Annotated in this window: 19 protein-coding genes and 3 pseudogenes; 15 read left to right on the forward strand and 7 right to left on the reverse strand. The window is 66.2% G+C overall.

Annotated features, from left to right (window positions below; all coding sequences use genetic code 11):
- The 7 genes and pseudogenes from L1066_RS21295 to lepB all read left to right on the forward strand — a co-directional run.
- Positions 1–317, forward strand: a pseudogene (locus L1066_RS21295) (hypothetical protein); the annotation flags it as partial.
- Between the two features lie 474 nt (positions 318–791).
- On the forward strand, positions 792–1016 hold the full coding sequence (locus tag L1066_RS21300) for a hypothetical protein (RefSeq protein ID WP_235738413.1): 225 nt from the start codon (positions 792–794) through the stop codon (positions 1014–1016).
- Positions 1017–1265: 249 nt separating this feature from the next.
- Positions 1266–1832 (forward strand): annotated as a pseudogene (locus L1066_RS21305) (M23 family metallopeptidase); the annotation flags it as partial.
- Positions 1833–1953: 121 nt separating this feature from the next.
- The gene (locus tag L1066_RS29350) at positions 1954–2130 is read left to right on the forward strand and encodes a VldE C-terminal domain-containing protein (protein ID WP_235738415.1); all 177 of its coding nucleotides are present in this window, start codon (positions 1954–1956) and stop codon (positions 2128–2130) included.
- 380 nt (positions 2131–2510) lie between these two features.
- Positions 2511–3233: a VIT1/CCC1 transporter family protein gene (locus L1066_RS21310; RefSeq protein ID WP_235736881.1), complete on the forward strand. Its 723-nt coding sequence runs from the start codon at positions 2511–2513 to the stop codon at positions 3231–3233.
- Positions 3234–3285: 52 nt separating this feature from the next.
- Positions 3286–3891 carry a DUF6448 family protein gene (locus L1066_RS21315; RefSeq protein WP_235736882.1) on the forward strand — a complete coding sequence of 202 codons (606 nt, stop codon included), beginning with the start codon at positions 3286–3288 and terminating at the stop codon, positions 3889–3891.
- Between the two features lie 6 nt (positions 3892–3897).
- On the forward strand, positions 3898–4425 hold the full coding sequence (gene lepB, locus L1066_RS21320; RefSeq protein WP_235738421.1) for a signal peptidase I: 528 nt from the start codon (positions 3898–3900) through the stop codon (positions 4423–4425).
- Here lepB and L1066_RS21325 read toward each other — a convergent pair.
- The gene (locus tag L1066_RS21325; RefSeq protein ID WP_235736884.1) at positions 4352–5035 is read right to left on the reverse strand and encodes a Crp/Fnr family transcriptional regulator; all 684 of its coding nucleotides are present in this window, start codon (positions 5033–5035) and stop codon (positions 4352–4354) included. The genes lepB and L1066_RS21325 overlap by 74 nt on opposite strands.
- Before the next feature lie 183 nt (positions 5036–5218).
- On the opposite strand from L1066_RS21325, the gene L1066_RS21330 reads away from it, so the two are divergent.
- Complete coding sequence (locus tag L1066_RS21330; protein ID WP_235736885.1) at positions 5219–5965, forward strand: dienelactone hydrolase family protein; 747 nt, start codon at positions 5219–5221, stop codon at positions 5963–5965.
- Between the two features lie 275 nt (positions 5966–6240).
- Here L1066_RS21330 and L1066_RS21335 read toward each other — a convergent pair whose 3' ends face one another.
- From L1066_RS21335 to cmtR, 6 genes and pseudogenes are all read right to left on the reverse strand, one after another.
- A complete protein-coding gene (locus tag L1066_RS21335) occupies positions 6241–6876 on the reverse strand; it encodes a vitamin K epoxide reductase family protein (protein ID WP_235738422.1) in 636 nt (211 codons plus the stop codon).
- A gap of 25 nt (positions 6877–6901) precedes the next feature.
- The gene (locus L1066_RS28955; RefSeq protein WP_376707715.1) at positions 6902–7339 is read right to left on the reverse strand and encodes a DsbA family protein; all 438 of its coding nucleotides are present in this window, start codon (positions 7337–7339) and stop codon (positions 6902–6904) included.
- A gap of 224 nt (positions 7340–7563) precedes the next feature.
- On the reverse strand, positions 7564–8082 hold the full coding sequence (locus L1066_RS29225; RefSeq protein WP_235738426.1) for an HAD-IC family P-type ATPase: 519 nt from the start codon (positions 8080–8082) through the stop codon (positions 7564–7566).
- Positions 8021–8428 (reverse strand): HAD family hydrolase, encoded by a 408-nt coding sequence (locus L1066_RS29230; protein ID WP_235738427.1) that lies wholly within the window; start codon positions 8426–8428, stop codon positions 8021–8023. The genes L1066_RS29225 and L1066_RS29230 overlap by 62 nt, the downstream gene beginning before the upstream one ends.
- A 55-nt stretch (positions 8429–8483) precedes the next feature.
- A pseudogene (locus L1066_RS29235) lies at positions 8484–9341 on the reverse strand (heavy metal translocating P-type ATPase); the annotation flags it as partial.
- A gap of 170 nt (positions 9342–9511) precedes the next feature.
- Complete coding sequence (gene cmtR / locus L1066_RS21355; protein ID WP_235737733.1) at positions 9512–9886, reverse strand: Cd(II)/Pb(II)-sensing metalloregulatory transcriptional regulator CmtR; 375 nt, start codon at positions 9884–9886, stop codon at positions 9512–9514.
- 92 nt (positions 9887–9978) lie between these two features.
- Between cmtR and L1066_RS21360 the strand changes: the two genes are divergently transcribed.
- The 7 genes from L1066_RS21360 to L1066_RS21390 form a co-directional block, all read left to right on the forward strand.
- Entirely contained in the window at positions 9979–10269 is a 291-nt protein-coding gene (locus L1066_RS21360) for a DUF6112 family protein (protein WP_235737732.1), read from the forward strand.
- Between the two features lie 102 nt (positions 10270–10371).
- Positions 10372–10644: a DUF6112 family protein gene (locus L1066_RS21365; RefSeq protein WP_067430786.1), complete on the forward strand. Its 273-nt coding sequence runs from the start codon at positions 10372–10374 to the stop codon at positions 10642–10644.
- Positions 10645–10693: 49 nt separating this feature from the next.
- A complete protein-coding gene (locus tag L1066_RS21370; protein ID WP_235737731.1) occupies positions 10694–11965 on the forward strand; it encodes a TrbL/VirB6 family protein in 1272 nt (423 codons plus the stop codon).
- Positions 11962–12366 carry an SCO6880 family protein gene (locus L1066_RS29240; protein WP_235738423.1) on the forward strand — a complete coding sequence of 135 codons (405 nt, stop codon included), beginning with the start codon at positions 11962–11964 and terminating at the stop codon, positions 12364–12366. Before L1066_RS21370 ends, L1066_RS29240 begins: the two co-directional genes overlap by 4 nt.
- Positions 12338–13429: an SCO6880 family protein gene (locus tag L1066_RS27125; protein ID WP_446499926.1), complete on the forward strand. Its 1092-nt coding sequence runs from the start codon at positions 12338–12340 to the stop codon at positions 13427–13429. The genes L1066_RS29240 and L1066_RS27125 overlap by 29 nt, the downstream gene beginning before the upstream one ends.
- Before the next feature lie 57 nt (positions 13430–13486).
- Positions 13487–13882 (forward strand): hypothetical protein, encoded by a 396-nt coding sequence (locus tag L1066_RS21385; protein ID WP_235737729.1) that lies wholly within the window; start codon positions 13487–13489, stop codon positions 13880–13882.
- The coding region (locus L1066_RS21390; protein ID WP_376707716.1) for a putative type IV secretion/conjugal transfer ATPase at positions 13879–15308 on the forward strand (1430 nt) is incomplete at its 3' end. The genes L1066_RS21385 and L1066_RS21390, both read left to right, overlap by 4 nt.

Genomic DNA, 15308 nt, shown 5'->3' on the forward strand with positions numbered 1-15308 from the left:
CGGCCGACGACCTGGAGGAACTCGCAGCAAGAGCCCTACTCCAAGCGAAGGCCGACCGCGCCGCGCGTATAGCCGCGAACCGACGCAAGCGTGAGGCCGCAGCCGAGGCAGCACGGCGTTCGGTTCACTCCTTCGTCCTCCTGTGGGAAGACCTGGAGGGCTGGACCGACCGTTACGACCCGGTCGAGGTCGGACAGGAACTGACCGATGCCCAATGGTCGGCCTTCGAGCAAACTCTCACTGCCTCCGTGGAGTTCGTCGCCGCTGCGCGGGCCGTACGCGAACACCGTCCGGGTGACGCCGTGGCGAGCGCGTGAAGGGGTGGCTGGCCATGCTGGGTTCCTCCACCTACGACCCGGACCTGCGTCGGCGCCGGTTGATCGTGGCAGCCGTCACCGGCGCGCTGCTGCTGACTGCAGCGGTCACCTACGTGCTGCTCACCCACAACCAGACTGCTGCTCCCCGCCCGCTGACCCGACGACGTCCGCCGGGACTGAGCTGCCGGCCGATCCATCGGCCGCACGGGACGACGGCACTCTCCCCGGGCTCCCACCGATCGCTGACCCAGCGGAGTTCGCCGAGGTCGTCGCACACGCGATCTTCGACTGGGACACCACCGCTTTGGCGCCACGGACGGCGTACCTCGAACGCATCGCGACGATCGCCGACCCGACCGGCGAGGAATCACCTGGGCTGATCAGCGACGTCGACGCCTACCTCCCCCGGAGACCACCTGGATCGACCTGCGTGAGTACGAAACCCGTCAGTGGATCGAGATCGGGTCTGTCGAGGTGCCGACCAAGTGGGCGACCGCGTTGGAGCAGGGCAGCGCAACGCTTGCTCCGGGCACTACGGCGTACACGATCACCGGCGTCCGTCACCGCGACGGCATCTGGGACGACAAACCTGTCGCCAGCCGCCACGACGTGACCTTCACCGTCTTCATCGTCTGTGCGCCGACGTACGACGCGTGCCGCCTCCTGCGACTGTCGCTGCTCAACGAGCCCCTGGAGTAGGCGAGTCCATTGATGTCGAAGGTCATCATCGGCGGGCTGGTCATGCTGTTCCTCGGCCCGGCCGCCGTCCTCCTGTCGCTGACGGCGATCCTGAATCCCGCCGCAGAAGCGTCCTGTCTGCCGGCAACGTCGGTGAACTTCACGTTCTTCTCCGACGATGACACGACTACCGCTCTCCCGGTTGGGGAGTCCTCGCGTGTTGTGTTCCCTCTGCCGAAAGGCACGTGGATCCAAACCAGCGCGTTCGGGATGCGACGACACCCCATCACCGGTGTCTACAAACTGCACAGCGGCACCGACTTCGCCGCCCCGTCAGGGACACCGATCCTGGCTGCGGCGGACGGACGTGTCGCTTCGGCGGGACCGTCGGCAGGCTACGGGAACCTGATCCTCATCGAGCACACGGTCGCTGGTCAGCGCATGGACACGGGTTACGCCCACATGACTGCGGCAAGCATCATGGTCAAGGCCGGCGACCGGGTCACCGCTGGGCAGCAGATCGCCTCGGTCGGCGCCACCGGTTACGCCACCGGACCGCACCTGCACTTCGAGCTACGCCCCGTCAGCGCGAGCGGGGCACCGGTCGATCCCGCGCCATGGCTCGCAGCGCAAGGAGCCGTCGACCTGGCAAAGGGATCACCCAGCAAGACCGGTGGCTGCGGCCCCGAAGGTGGTGCGACGCCGTACGACGGGACGAACCCCAACGGCATGGTCGATGACCCCACCACCGACGGGAAGATCACCGAACGCACCGCCGCTGTGCTCGCCCAGGTCCGTCAACAGTTCTCCAGCACGTCCTGGTCCTGCTACTCCCCTCGTCCCGGCCAACCGTCCGAGCACTCCCTCGGCCGCGCCTGCGACGGAACGTTCGGCAACTCCATCGGCACCAAGGCCACCGGGCTCCGCCCTCGACCTGGGCTGGAAGGTCACCAACTGGATGAAGACCAACGCGAAAGAACTCGGCGTCGAATACCTCATCTGGCAAGGGAAGATCTGGTCCGTCGCCCGATCCGCCGAAGGCTGGCGTATCTACGACGGAGGCGGCATGCACGACCCCGCCGCGATCACCGGCGGGCACTACGACCACCTGCACTTCACCGTCGCAAATAACTAGCAATTAGTAAATCGCCCCGTGGCTCGAGGTGACCAGACGTCACAACAACCCGACCTCAGCATCGAGGGACGAACGGGATCTCCGAACCTGAGCGCCCAAGTACGCTGCGACTTGCTGGGCTGGACGTTGATCGGCGGCCAACTCGGTCCATCTGAGTCCGCAACAGACTTCTACGCGTTCGTCCAGCGCGCCCCAGTGGTCGTAGACCTTCTGCTCGGTGTGGTGATCCTGCCAAGTGACCTCCCGGCCCGGCGATCGTGAGAGCCATCACGTCTTGACCTGCGTCAAGGTCGGCCCAGTGGTTCGGTGACATTCTGTGATCACAAGGACAGTACACAGTGCATCTGATCGGCGGCCCCCGCTGGAAAGAAGTGATCGTGATGGCCAACCAGGCTTCCACTCCGGACTTCCTCGAGGAGGACCAGAGCATCCGGATTGCAACGCGACTGAACTGGCTGCGAGCTGGAGTGATGGGCGCCAACGACGGGATCGTCTCGACCGCCGGGCTGGTGGTCGGCGTGGCCGGTGCCGCGGTGAGCAGCAATGCGTTGATGGCCGCAGGAATCGCGGCCCTGTCCGCGGGCGCGATGTCGATGGCGGTCGGCGAATACGTCTCGGTTGCCAGCCAGCGTGACTCACAGGCCGCCGAACTCAGCAACGAGCAGGCCGAGTTGTTGGCTGACCCGGAAGGGGAGCTCGAACAGCTCAGCCGACTGATCGAACGCGGCGGCATCGAACCCCGCTTGGCTCGAAAGGTCGCCCAACAATTGACGCACCACGATGCGCTCGGTGCACACGCCCGGCTCGAGCTCGGGATCGACCCGGATGAGCTGGTCAGCCCCTGGCATGCGGCGTGGGCCTCGATGATCGCCTTCGTCGTCGGTGGCTTGGTCCCGCTGCTCGCGATCCTGCTGACGCCACGAGCCTCCGCGGTGCCGATCACGGCAGCTGCCGTGGTGATCGCCCTCGCAGGCACCGGAGCCATTTCCGCGCACCTCGGCGGCGCAGCGAAGACCCGCGCGATGGTGCGCACGGTTGGCGGCGGAATCGCCGCCATGGCGATCACCTACGCCATCGGCCTGCTCGTCGGCACCCAGATCTGACTCGATCCTGAGTCGCCTCGACCCTGATTCACACAACCCAAGGAGGAACGACATGTTCGAACTCATTGTGGTCGCGGTCTTCGCCGCGACCCTGCTGATGGTGGCCCTTCGCCCACAAACAGCCAGCGCCCACTGCGACACGATGGACGGACCCACGGCCAAGGACGGAGAGTTGGCACTGGAGACCGGCGAGCTGGCCCACGCGATGAAGTGGGTCATGCCCGACGGGGAGGCGGAACTGAAGGAGATCTTCGACCGCGCGCTCGCCGTCCGTGGACTCGGGCAGGCACCCCAGCAGGTCGCTGACAGCTGGTTTCTGGAAAACCTGGTGCGGATCCACCGGGCCGGCGAAGGTGCGAGCTACACCGGACTCCGCCCGAAGGGGGTGCCCGTCGACGAGAAGGTGGCGGCCGCCGACCTCGCCGTCGCACAGGGAGACCTGGAGCCCCTGGTCGGCGTCATCGAGCAAGACCGCTGGGCGGAGTTGGAGCGCCGGTTCGCAGTGGTGCTGGAACGACGGGGTTACAACCCGACTGACGTCGACGCAGCCCGTCACTACGTCGAGGCATACGTGAACTTCTTCAAGTTTGCGGAAGGCCACGACCATGACCACGCTCATGACCACGCGGCTCACGCCGTCTCTGGGCACGGACACTGAACCGCCATGGACCAGGTCCTTGCCCTCGTAGCCGCCACTCTTCTGGCCGGAGTCATCGGACTCTCGCTGCGATCCCTGGGCTTCGTGACCCGGGTCGAGTCCTGGTCCATGGCTCCGTCTCTGGCGCCGGGTCAGCTCCTGCTGACCCGGCGCCGCCGCGCGTCGCAGTCGATCCGTCGCGGCGATGTCGTGGTGGTCGACTCGACTGAGCTCGACCGGGCCGTGGTCAAACGGGTGCTGGGGCTCGGCGGGGAGCATGTGGAGGTCAGCGCAGCCGGGGTCCAGGTGGACGGCGACCAGGTGCCCGAGCCGTACGTCGTCCATCCGGGTGGAACGTCCGTGAGCTTCGACGTACCCCGCGGCCACCTGCTGCTGCTGGGTGACAACCGTGGGCGCTCGAGCGACAGTCGATCCTGGGAGCAGCCCTACCTCCCGGTGGAGGCGGTACGAGGCGTCGTCGTTAGCCAGCGGTGGCCTGCTCCAGCGCCTTCCGGTCGACGACCTCGACCAGGCCGCCTGCTCCGAGCCGGATGACTCCGGCATCCTGGAGTGCGGTGAGACGCCGGCTCAGCGTCTCCGGCGACGTGCCCAGGTACGCCGCCAGTTCCTTCTTCGTGGTGGGCAACCGGAACGAGGTACTGCCGGCCTCGTCCATCAGGAGCAACAACTGCTGCGCGAGGCGGTGCCTGACCGAATGGCCACCGAGTGACGAGAGCATTTGCTCGGTCGTGACGAGTCGGGTGGACACCGTCTGCAGCATCTGGACTGCGATCGAAGGATGCTCTCCCAGCAACCGGGTGAAGCGATCTCGATCGATCATGCAGAGCTCGCTCGGCTGCAACGCCACGGCGAAGTGGTCGGTGGCGGTGCCGGCGAGCAGTGCGGTCTCGCCGAGGAAGTCGCCCGGTGACATCAACCGGATGAGCTGATCGCTGCCAGATTCGGTGAGGCGATGGACCTTGACCAGCCCGCTGTGCACCACAAAGAGTCCGGTGCGATCTCCTGGCCCGTAGATGCGTTCGTCGCGTTGGTAGGGGCGGGTCACCGCTGTGGATGCGATCTGGCGCTGTGCCGACACCGGGAGGCCCGAAAAAATCGGCACCCGCCGGACCAGATTCAACAGGTGCTCCTGCTTGCTCGCCATCTCTGTGCCTCCCTCATGATCTACCCGGTGAGTGTCGACCCTCCCGGCGACACGCTATCGCTCGCCGAACACAGACGAAGCCATCAGCACGAAGCCAGTCGGGATGTGTGGCGATGGTCCGACAGGACACCTGAACGGCGGCATCACAGTCGGAGCCGGTGGAACGTCACTACATTGGACTCCATGGCTGAACAACTCTTCTGCGCAATGCCGGATGGTGACGAGGCCGGGGCCTACCTCGCCGGTGACCAGGGCCCCGGCGTCCTGTTCTACATGGACGCCATCGGACTTCGTCCGCAGATCGCGCAGATGGCCGACCGGATCGCCAACTGGGGGTACGTCGTGCTGGCGCCCAACGTCTTCTGGCGTAATGGCACTGCGACCGACCTTGCCCCGAAGGGGGACCTCACTGTGCCGGAGGACCGGGAGGCATTCTTTGCCACCGGGGTGATGGACCGGGTCGGGTCCATGACCCCGGACGTGATCGATGCCGACGCGGATGTGTGGCTCTCCGTGCTCCGCAGCGTCGACGGGGTCAGCGACGGGCCGATCGCGACCACCGGCTACTGCTTCGGTGGACGGCTGGCTCTCCGCACGGCCGCGCACCGGCCCGACGACGTGGCCGTGGTGGGAATGTTCCACACCGGCGGCATCGTCATCGACGGGCCCGACAGCCCGCACCTGGTGGTTCCACAAGTGAAGGCGCGGGTGCTGGCCGGTCACGCCGATGCAGACCCGTCCAACACACCGGAGCAGATCGCCGCCTTCGACGAAGCGCTGGCTGTGGCCGGCGTACCGCACCGGAGCGCGGTCTATCCCGACGCGGCACACGGCTACACCATGGCCGACACGTCGAGCTATCAAAAGGCAGGTGCGGAGCGGCACTTCGCCGAGCTGCGCGAAACTCTCGCCGTGGAGCTCGGCGACTGACCACGACTGGGCTCGCCCGACAAGACCCAACCACCGGTGTTACGACACGACCAGCGTGCCGAGAGCTGTGGTGAGCAGCAGCGCTACGACGAGGATCGCGGGCACGTCTTCGGCCAACAGCCCGATGAGCATCGACGCGGCGTGCAGGCGAGCGTGGCACCTCAGGCGTGTGCGGCGATCACGATGATGCTGTCTCTCGGCTAGCGCCGGTTAACTAGCCCCGTCAGGTCATGGGAAATCCACATCGTCGCACGTGCGACGTCGGCAATGTTCGATCAGATGAGGGTGATCCAGTAGTCCCAGAAGCGGTGGGCAATCAATGCGAAGACGGCCAGATACCAAGCGGTGAGCACCGCGGCGCGGTACTCGGTGACCACTCCGGCCGAGCCCCTGAGGCCGGTGGGCCTCGGGCCGCGGAGGCGCTGGAGCACGTAGAAGGTGGTGTGCAGGAAAATCGGAATGGTGACTGCCCAAACGATCATGCAGTACGGGCAAAGCGCACCGATGACGTACAGGCTCTGGTAGATCAGCCAATGCACGAACAACACCCCGAAGGTCGCTCCGGCTTGGACACCGAGCCAGAACCACGGCCGGAACTCTGCTCCGGCCAGCACCGCGGCGCCGACCATCGCGATGGCGGTGAAGCCGGCGACCCCGAGGATCGGGTTGGGGACGCCGAACGCTTCGGCCTGCGGGGTGGCCATCACCGAGCCGCAGGACAGGGTGGGGTTGATCGAGCAGGTGGGGATGTGGTCGGGGTTTTCGATGAGGGCGATCTTCTCCACCAGCAGCACAACCGCGGCTGCCAGGCCGAGAAGCCCAGCGCCGAGAAGCAGCGCCCCAAATCCACGTCCCGATCCTGGCCGTGGCTGAACCTTGCCGGCGAGAAGGTCTTCGGGCGTGGTCTTCATTCGAGGGCGGCATCGAACGCGGCCTCTAGGTCGGCGAAGCTGGTGGGCTCGAGGAGTTGGCCGTTGAGGAAGAACGCCGGTGTCCCTTGCACTCCGAGGGCTCTGGCCGTCTTGATGCCTCTGCTCGATGCGCGCGAGGGTGGCGGGATCGTTGTAGGCGGCCTCGAAGCGGTCCATGTCGAGTCCGAGTTCTTCGGGCGTAGTCGAAGAAGGTGTCCTCCTGCGAGGCCTCCTGGTGTCCCCACTGCTCGGCGGTCTCGAACAGTCGCTGGTACATGGCCTCGAACTCATCCTGCTCGGCGGCGGCTTCGGCTGCCAGGGCCGCAGCTCCCGAGTTGCCGTGCAGGGGCATGTGACGCACCACGAAGGTGACCCGATTCCCGTAGCGGTCCCGAAGATCCTCGATCAACGGATACGCCGCGAGGCATCCCTCGCATTCGAAGTCGAGGAACTCCACGAACACCGCCTCGGTACCGGTGGAGAGGCGCGGACTGTCGTCGCGGACCAGCAGGTCGGAGGTCTGGCTGGAGTCACCGAGCCGTGGGCTCGGCCTCGGGGTCCCCGCTGTTGGTGGCGACCAACGCGATCACCAGGACCGCGGCGGCGGCAACGATCATCGCCATGGACAGTTTCAGGCTCTTGCTCACAGGTTTGTACTTTCGAGGGTCGGTGGTCCATCAACGTCGATCAGGCTGCGACTGGCACGTGGTGCGCAGAACTGGCGGTCTGCGACGTCGCCTTTCGTTGGGATCGAGCGGCGCGCAAACCGTTGGCGATCACGACGACCTCGGCGACCTCGTGGACCAGCACGACCGCGGCCAGCCCGAGAACTCCGGTGATCGCCAACGGCAGTAGCACGGTGATGATCGCCAGTGACAGCACGATGTTCTGGTTGATGATCGCCCGACCACGACGTGCATGCTGCAGCGCCGCCGGGATCAGGGTCAGGTCGTGGCCGGTGAACGCGACGTCGGCGGACTCGATGGCCGCATCGGAGCCCGTCGCACCCATCGCGATGCCGACCGTGGCGCCGGCCAGGGCCGGGGCGTCGTTGATGCCGTCGCCGATCATCGCAGTTGGCCTCGCGTTGGCGAGTTCCTTCACGATGCGTGCCTTGTCCTCCGGTCGGAGTTCGGCGTGCACGTCATCGATGCCGGCGATCTGTGCCAGCGCACGTGCTGTGCGGACGTTGTCGCCGGTGAGCATGCTCACCTCGACACCCTGACGGTTCAATGTCGCTGATGACCTCGGGGACCTCAGGACGTAGTTCGTCGCGGACTCCGATGACACCGGCGACCAGGCCGTCGATGGTGACCAGCACGCAGGTCTGTCCATCGGCCTCCAGGCTCTGCACTCTGGCAGCGAGCGGTCCTGGGTCGATCCAGCGGGGGCTGCCCACCGTTACTCGGTGTCCGTCGACGATCCCGGAGATACCGTGCCCGGCTTCCTCGGACACATCTTGTGCCATCAGCACCGCGTCGGCAGCGGTGGTGATGGCCGTCGCGAGAGGGTGGGTGCTGTGCCGTTCGACGGCAGCCGCGTACGCGAGCAACGTGTCCTCGCTCGTGCCTCGCAGTGGGGATGACCGTGGTCACGGTCGGCTGGTTGCGGGTGAGGGTTCCGGTCTTGTCCACCGCGAGGTGTCGGATGCCGCCGAGTCGCTCGAACGCGGCGCCACTCTTGATGATCACGCCGAACTTGCTCGCCGCGCCGATCGCGGAGATGACTGTGACGGGCACGGCGATTGCTAGCGCACAGGGGCTGGCCGCGACAAGCACGACCAGCGCGCGGGTGATCCAGAGTTCTGGGTCGCCGAACAGCGATCCGATCGCGCCGACGAGGACCGCGAGGATCATGACCCCTGGCACGAGCGGGCGGGCGATTCTGTCGGCAACGCGCGCCCGGTCGCCCTTCTCGGTCTGGGCCTGCTCCACCAGTTCCACGATCGTGGTCAGTGAGTTGTCCGTGCCAGCTGCGGTCGTTTCGACCTCCAGCACGCCGGCGGTATTGATCGCGCCTGCCGAGATCTCATCGCCGGGTTCGACCTCAACTGGGATCGACTCGCCTGTGATCGCCGACGTGTCCAGGCTCGACCGCCCCGCGCGGACGACTCCGTCGGTCGCTACCCGTTCCCCGGGTCCGACCACCATCACTTGCCCGACCAGGATCTCTCTCACCGGCACCTCGACCATGCTGCCGTCGCGGACTACGGTCGCGGTCTCGGGCACCAGTTTCAGCAAAGCCCGCAGGCCACCGCGGGCACGGTCCATCGCCTTGTCTTCCAACGCTTCCGCGATCGAGTACAAGAACGCCAACGCGGCAGCCTCCTCGACGTAGCCGAGAAGAACTGCGCCCACTGCGCTGATCGTCATCAGCAGAGCGATCCCGAGTTTGCGCTTGACCAGGTTTCGGATCGCGCCGGGTACGAACGTGTACGCACCCAACAACAGGCCGAGCCAGAACATCAACGATGCCGCTGCCTCCAGCGATGACCACTCCAGAGCCAGCCCCACGACGAACGCGATACCCGAGAAGATCGGGATCAGCAGGCCCCGGTCCCGCCACCACGGACTCGCCGGATCTTCAGCCCCATCCACTGCGGGAGTGGACGGCTCGTCACACCCGCACGCCGCGCTCACGAGACGTCCTCCGATGACGGAACCTCAGCCTCGCAGCAACCAAGCACGGTGCAGCCCGGGTCCATACACGGCACGTTCTCATCCACTGCCAACGTGACATCGACAAGCGCTGTCAGTGCAGCGCTCAGATGCGGATCAGCGATCTCATACCGAGTCTGCCGCCCCTCGGGCTCGGAAACCACGATCCCGCATCCCCGCAGACACGTCAGATGGTTCGACACGTTCGTCCGCGTCAACTCCAACTCCCGCGCCAACTTCGCCGGATACCCCGGCGAGCCCAGCAACGACAACAAGATCCGCGACCTCGTCGGATCAGCCATCGCCCGGCCCAACCGATTCATCACATCAACACGGGAAGCAATAGTCAGCATGCGATGACCATACAGCATCTACTGACCTATTGGCTCCAGGCTTGCCTCCGGCGCCAATCAACTGACCGACACCCTCGCCGCACCTACCGAGCATGACAACAATTGATGTGATGGCGCGGGCTGTCGGCCCTGACTTCGGCGCTGTTGGTGGCGCCCGCGACATGCGTGAGGTCATTGGCGCACTGCTGACCTACGGCCTCCTCTTCGCGTGCCTGATGCTGATCGTCTCTGCCGCGGCCTGGGCCATCGCATCGTCAAACGGCAGCTGGCAGTCCGCCTCGAAAGCGAAAGCCGGAGTCTTTGTCGCCCTCGGCGGAGCAGCCCTCACTGGTGGGGCTCTCGCCTGGGCGAACTGGCTCCTCGACGTCGGCGCCGTGCTCTGACCTGCGCGCGTGTGCGCACCTCTCGAACAGGTACACCCAGCGACTTCAGGAGGAATCGTGATTCACCTTGATCTACTTCCCGCTCTTGTTCAGGTTCTGCCGATGGACATCACCATCGACCCGAACTCCAACGGACTGCCCGGCATCGGACAGCTCCGAAAGATCGTCGGCGCCTCAATGACCGTCGGCCTGATCCTGGCCGTCCTCGCGTTGATCATCTCGGCCGTCGTGTGGGCGATGGGCTCGAACTCGTCCAACCCCCACCTGGCCGGCCGCGGCAAGTTGGGCGTCGTCATCGCCCTCGGCGCCGCGATCGTGACCGGCGCATCTGTCGCGTTGGTCAACTTCTTCTGGAACGTCGGCCAAGCGGTCTGAACTTCAGCAAGCGACGGGAGCAACGGCGATGGGCGTCTGCGATCTACCGGTGGTCTCCACCGTGTGCGACAAGGCCGGTGATGCGGCCGCGAGTCTGGTGACCGCGCCGTTCGACTGGCTCGCCGAGGGTATGGGCAACGCAGCTGAGTGGATGTTTGAGTCGGTCTGGTCCGTCTTCGACTCCACCACCTCGGTCGACATCACCAGCGACGAATACATGAAGGTCTACAACATCCTGTTCGGGGTCGCGGTGTTCGTGATGCTCGGCTTCTTCATGCTCCAGGTCATCGGCGGCATGATCCGACGAGAACCCGCCGCACTGACCAGAGCCCTGACTGGCTTGGCCAAATCGGTCCTCGGGTCCTTCGTCGCCATCACACTCCTCGCGCTGGCTCTGGAGATCACCGACCAACTCACCATCGGGATAGTCAACGCCGCCGGCACCAACATGGACGAGATGGGCGACCGCATCGCGCTCTTGGCTGTCGGCATCGGCGGACTCAGCCTCAAAGCACCGGGGGCCGCAGCGATTCTGACGATCTTCCTCGCCGGGATGGCGATCAGCGCAGCCGTGATCGTGTGGATCAGCCTGCTGGTCCGCAAGGCCCTTCTGCTGGTTGCCATCGTCTTCGCCCCGATTGCCCTGGCCGGTGCTTCGTGGGACCAGACCCGCGGCTGGATCGGGAAGTGGGCGACGTTCGTGATCGCGCTGATCTTGTCCAAGCTCGTGCTCGTGGTGATTTTCCTGCTCGCGACCGCTCAAGTGTCGGCACCGATCGATGCTGATCTGCAATCGGTGAGCGAGCCGATCGCGGGTGTGGTGCTAATGCTGATGGCCGGGTTCGCGCCGTACATGACCTACAAGGCGATCAGCTTCATGGGCTTCGACATGTACCACGCGATGTCAGCCGAACAGGAAGCCAAGTCCGCCATGAACCGACCGCTCCCGATTCCCTCAGGCGGCGGAGCCGGCGGCACTGTGCCGAAGATCCTCGGCGGGGGCAACGGTGGTGGTGGAACTGGTGGTTCGGGTGGTGCCCCGGCCCCGACTGCCGCACCCAACGCGGGAAGTTCAGGTGGCGCGGGATCTGGTGGGGGCGGTGCTGCCGCGGGTGGCGCGGTCGCAGCAGGTGCTGTGGTCGCCAAGGAAGCCGCGAGCGCCGGACCCAAGTTGGGCAACTTCGTCTCCAGCCAAGCCTCTGGCCAGGCCGATCAGGCCGCTGCTCCGACCGGCGCTTCCGGGACTGTTCCGGGCCACACCGCAGATCCCACTCCTCCGATGTCGAATCGTGGATCCAACCGTTCTGGAGGCAAGTCATGAACGCCGCTACCTCCTCGAAGCCCGGTGACTACGAACTCCAGCCGGTGAAGTTCTCCCGCCTCACCCGGCGAGGTGTCCTGTTCGGACTGGCCGCCTCCCAACTCGTCGTCATGGGGATAGGCGCCGTGATGCTCGTGTTCTCGCTGTACGTCGGCGGCGGGGCTAGCCTGATCGTCGCCTTCCCCGTCATTCTCTTCTGCGCCGCACTCGCGTTTGTCGGAGTCGGTGGCCACAAGCTCATCCAGTGGCTTCCCATCGCCGCCGTCTGGTTGTGGCGATCCACCGGCGGACAACTCATCTACCGGCGACGCGTCGTTGCCCCGCGACCTGTCGGCACCCTTGCATTGCCCGGTGATGCCGCCCCTTGCGGCAATGGCTCGACCCCGAGACCGGCGCTGTGATGGTGCACGACCCGCACCGCAACACTCTGACCGCGATCGTCGCGGTCGCGCACCCGGCATTCATCCTGCTCGACCCCTCGAACAACAACGCCGCGTCACCGGTTGGGGACGAGTCCTGGCCACCGCATGCCGCTCCGGACGCATCGCATCGCTGCAGATCATGGAGCGGACCCTGCCCGACTCCGGGAAGGGACTGGCCGAGTGGTGGCACCAGCACGGCACCGGGGACGACTCGTTTGCCGCGACGACGTACGGCGAACTCATCGACCGCGCCGGACCCGCCGGCGAACGGCACGCCTCCACCATCTCGCTGTCCCTGGACCTCAAGACCGCTGGCCGGGCAATCCGAGCCGCAGGAGGGGGCAACCGCGGATCTGCTGCCGTGCTGCGACAAGAGATGTCGACCATCGTGGCCGCGCTCCGCTCCGCTGACCTCTCCCCGTCGGACTGGCTCGAACCCGGCGATCTGGCCGTGATCCTGCGCGGCGCCTACGACCCCGACGTCGGTGCTGCCCTGGAGCGACACGGCGACGTCGGCCGTGACCTCGCCACTGCCGGCCCGGTCGCGGTCACCGAAAGCTGGTCGTCATTGCGGTCAGACTCCGCGCACCACTGCGTGCTGTGGATCAGCGAATGGCCCAGATCACTGGTGTTTCCGGGCTTCCTGGCCCCCGTGCTGCTGTCGTCGGGGATCCGCCGCACCTTCACCCTGCTCTACACCCCCATGCGCACCGACCAGGCCGCCCGCGACATTCGGAAGAAGAAGACCGAGTACGTCTCCGATGCCGCGCAACGCCAACGGATCGGGCAGATCGAAGACGCGCAACACAGCGCCGAGTACAACGACGTCCTGCAGCAAGAGGCCGACCTCACCGCCGGGCACGGGATCCTCCGGGTCACCGGACTCATCGCCATCACCGCAGGCGACCCGGACGAACTCGAAAGAGCCATCGCCGACATCGAGCAAGCAGCCATCCAGGCGTCCTGCGAAACCAGACGGCTCTGGGGACAGCAAGCACAAGCGTTCAGCGCGGCTGCGCTGCCGCTGTGCCGCAGCATCTGACCCGGGCAGCCGTACACACCTCGTTGGTGACCATCCCCGACACCTCTGGAGCACACCATGCCGTCGTTCGAAGACCCCGCCGTCGATGCCACCGAAGCTGAGCAAGCGTTGCGCGGTCTCGCGCACGCCACCCGACGTATCGATGACCCGACGCAGATCTACGGCGTGCTCGGGTCCTTGTCGCAGGCCATCGCATCGTTGAGCCAAGCCCTGCATCAAATCGGCTCGTTTCATGACGAGCATGGAGCACGCGCGGACGCGACGATCATCGACCCGCGCCAGACCGGCGCGGCCTATCGCGCATCGTGGGACCTGCACCGCGCCGCGGAGATGCTGAACAGTGTCGGCAAGTCCATCGACAGTGCACACGCGTCCGAGGCGACGATCGTCTACCAGCCCCGCCACCACGCAGCCCCTGGTCGCGGGCACACCGCCAACGGGGTGTCGCTGTGATCGACGGGGACGGATCGCGACTACACAGCGCAGTCCTGGTTGCTCCGAAGCGGGAACGACGTCGCGACCGCAAGGCCCGCAAGCTCGCGGCACGTGACTTGCTGGCCCGGGACCGCTCGGAGCAGAAGTCGGCGGCGAAGGCCAAGGCCGATGCGCTGGTCGCCGAACGGAAGGCGACTGTCTTGCTCCCCAAGGCTGGCGAACCAGGCCCGGCGGCGTTGCGCTCACCCGGCCGACTGCGGCTACCCCGCCACCAGGACACCTCCGCCACCCTTGCGGGGGCGTACCCGTTTCTCGCCGAGGGCGGGCTGGGCAGCGACGGTGTCTTCGTCGGCCAGGACCTCTATTCGGGCAGTTCGTTTGTCTACGACCCGTGGGTGCTCTACGCCCGTGGGCTGATCACCGCACCGAACGTCGTGTTGGCCGGAATCGTCGGCTCGGGGAAGTCATCGCTGGCCAAGAGCCTCTACACACGCTCGATCCCGTTCGGACGTCGTGTCTACATCCCCGGCGACCCGAAAGGTGAACACACAGCCGTCGCCGAAGCCGTGGGCGGTCGAGCCATCGCGCTCGGCCACGGGATGGCCACCAGGTTGAACCCGCTCGACGAAGGACACCGCCCGGGCGGCATCGACGACGCTCAATGGCTCGCGCAGGTCACCGCCCGTCGACGCGACCTACTCGGAGCGCTGGCCGAGACCGTGCTTGACCGGCGGCTCTCACCGTTGGAGCACACCGCGATCGACATCGCGCTGGCCGACGTCGTACGCACCGCAGAAGTGCCGGTGCTGCCACTGGTCGTCGACAGACTCCTGGAGCCCGACCCCGCCACGAAGCCGGACAGCAGGTTGGCCGAAGACGGACGCCTGCCCGGCCACGCCCTGCGCCGTCTGGTTGCCGGCGACCTCGCTGGGCTGTTCGATGGCCCCTCGACCGTGCGGTTCGATCCGACGCTGCCGATGATCTCCCTTGACCTCTCGCGCGTCACCGAGAACGCAACCCTGGTCTCGGTGCTGATGACGTGCGCGTCGGCGTGGATGGAGTCCGCGCTCCTGGACCCGAACGGCGGACAACGCTGGGTCGTGTACGACGAGGCCTGGCGACTCATGTCCCATCCCGCACTGCTGCGACGCATGGACGCCCACTGGCGCCTCGCACGGCACTACGGGATCGCGAACATGCTGGTGTTCCACAAACTGTCCGACCTCGAGAACGTCGGCGACTCCGGCTCCGCTATGCGAGCCTTGGCGTCCTCGCTGCTGGCGAACGCCGAGACACGCGTGGTGTACCGCCAAGAATCCGACCAACTCGGCAGCACCGCATCCGCCCTGGGGCTCACCCGCACCGAGCAATCTCTGCTGCCCACGCTCGGCACTGGGCAGGGCCTGTGGCGGATCAAGCACCGCTCGTTCGTTGTGCAACATCA

The sequence above is a fragment of the Nocardioides alcanivorans genome (assembly GCF_021555175.1).
Taxonomy (GTDB): Bacteria; Actinomycetota; Actinomycetes; order Propionibacteriales; family Nocardioidaceae; genus Nocardioides; species Nocardioides alcanivorans.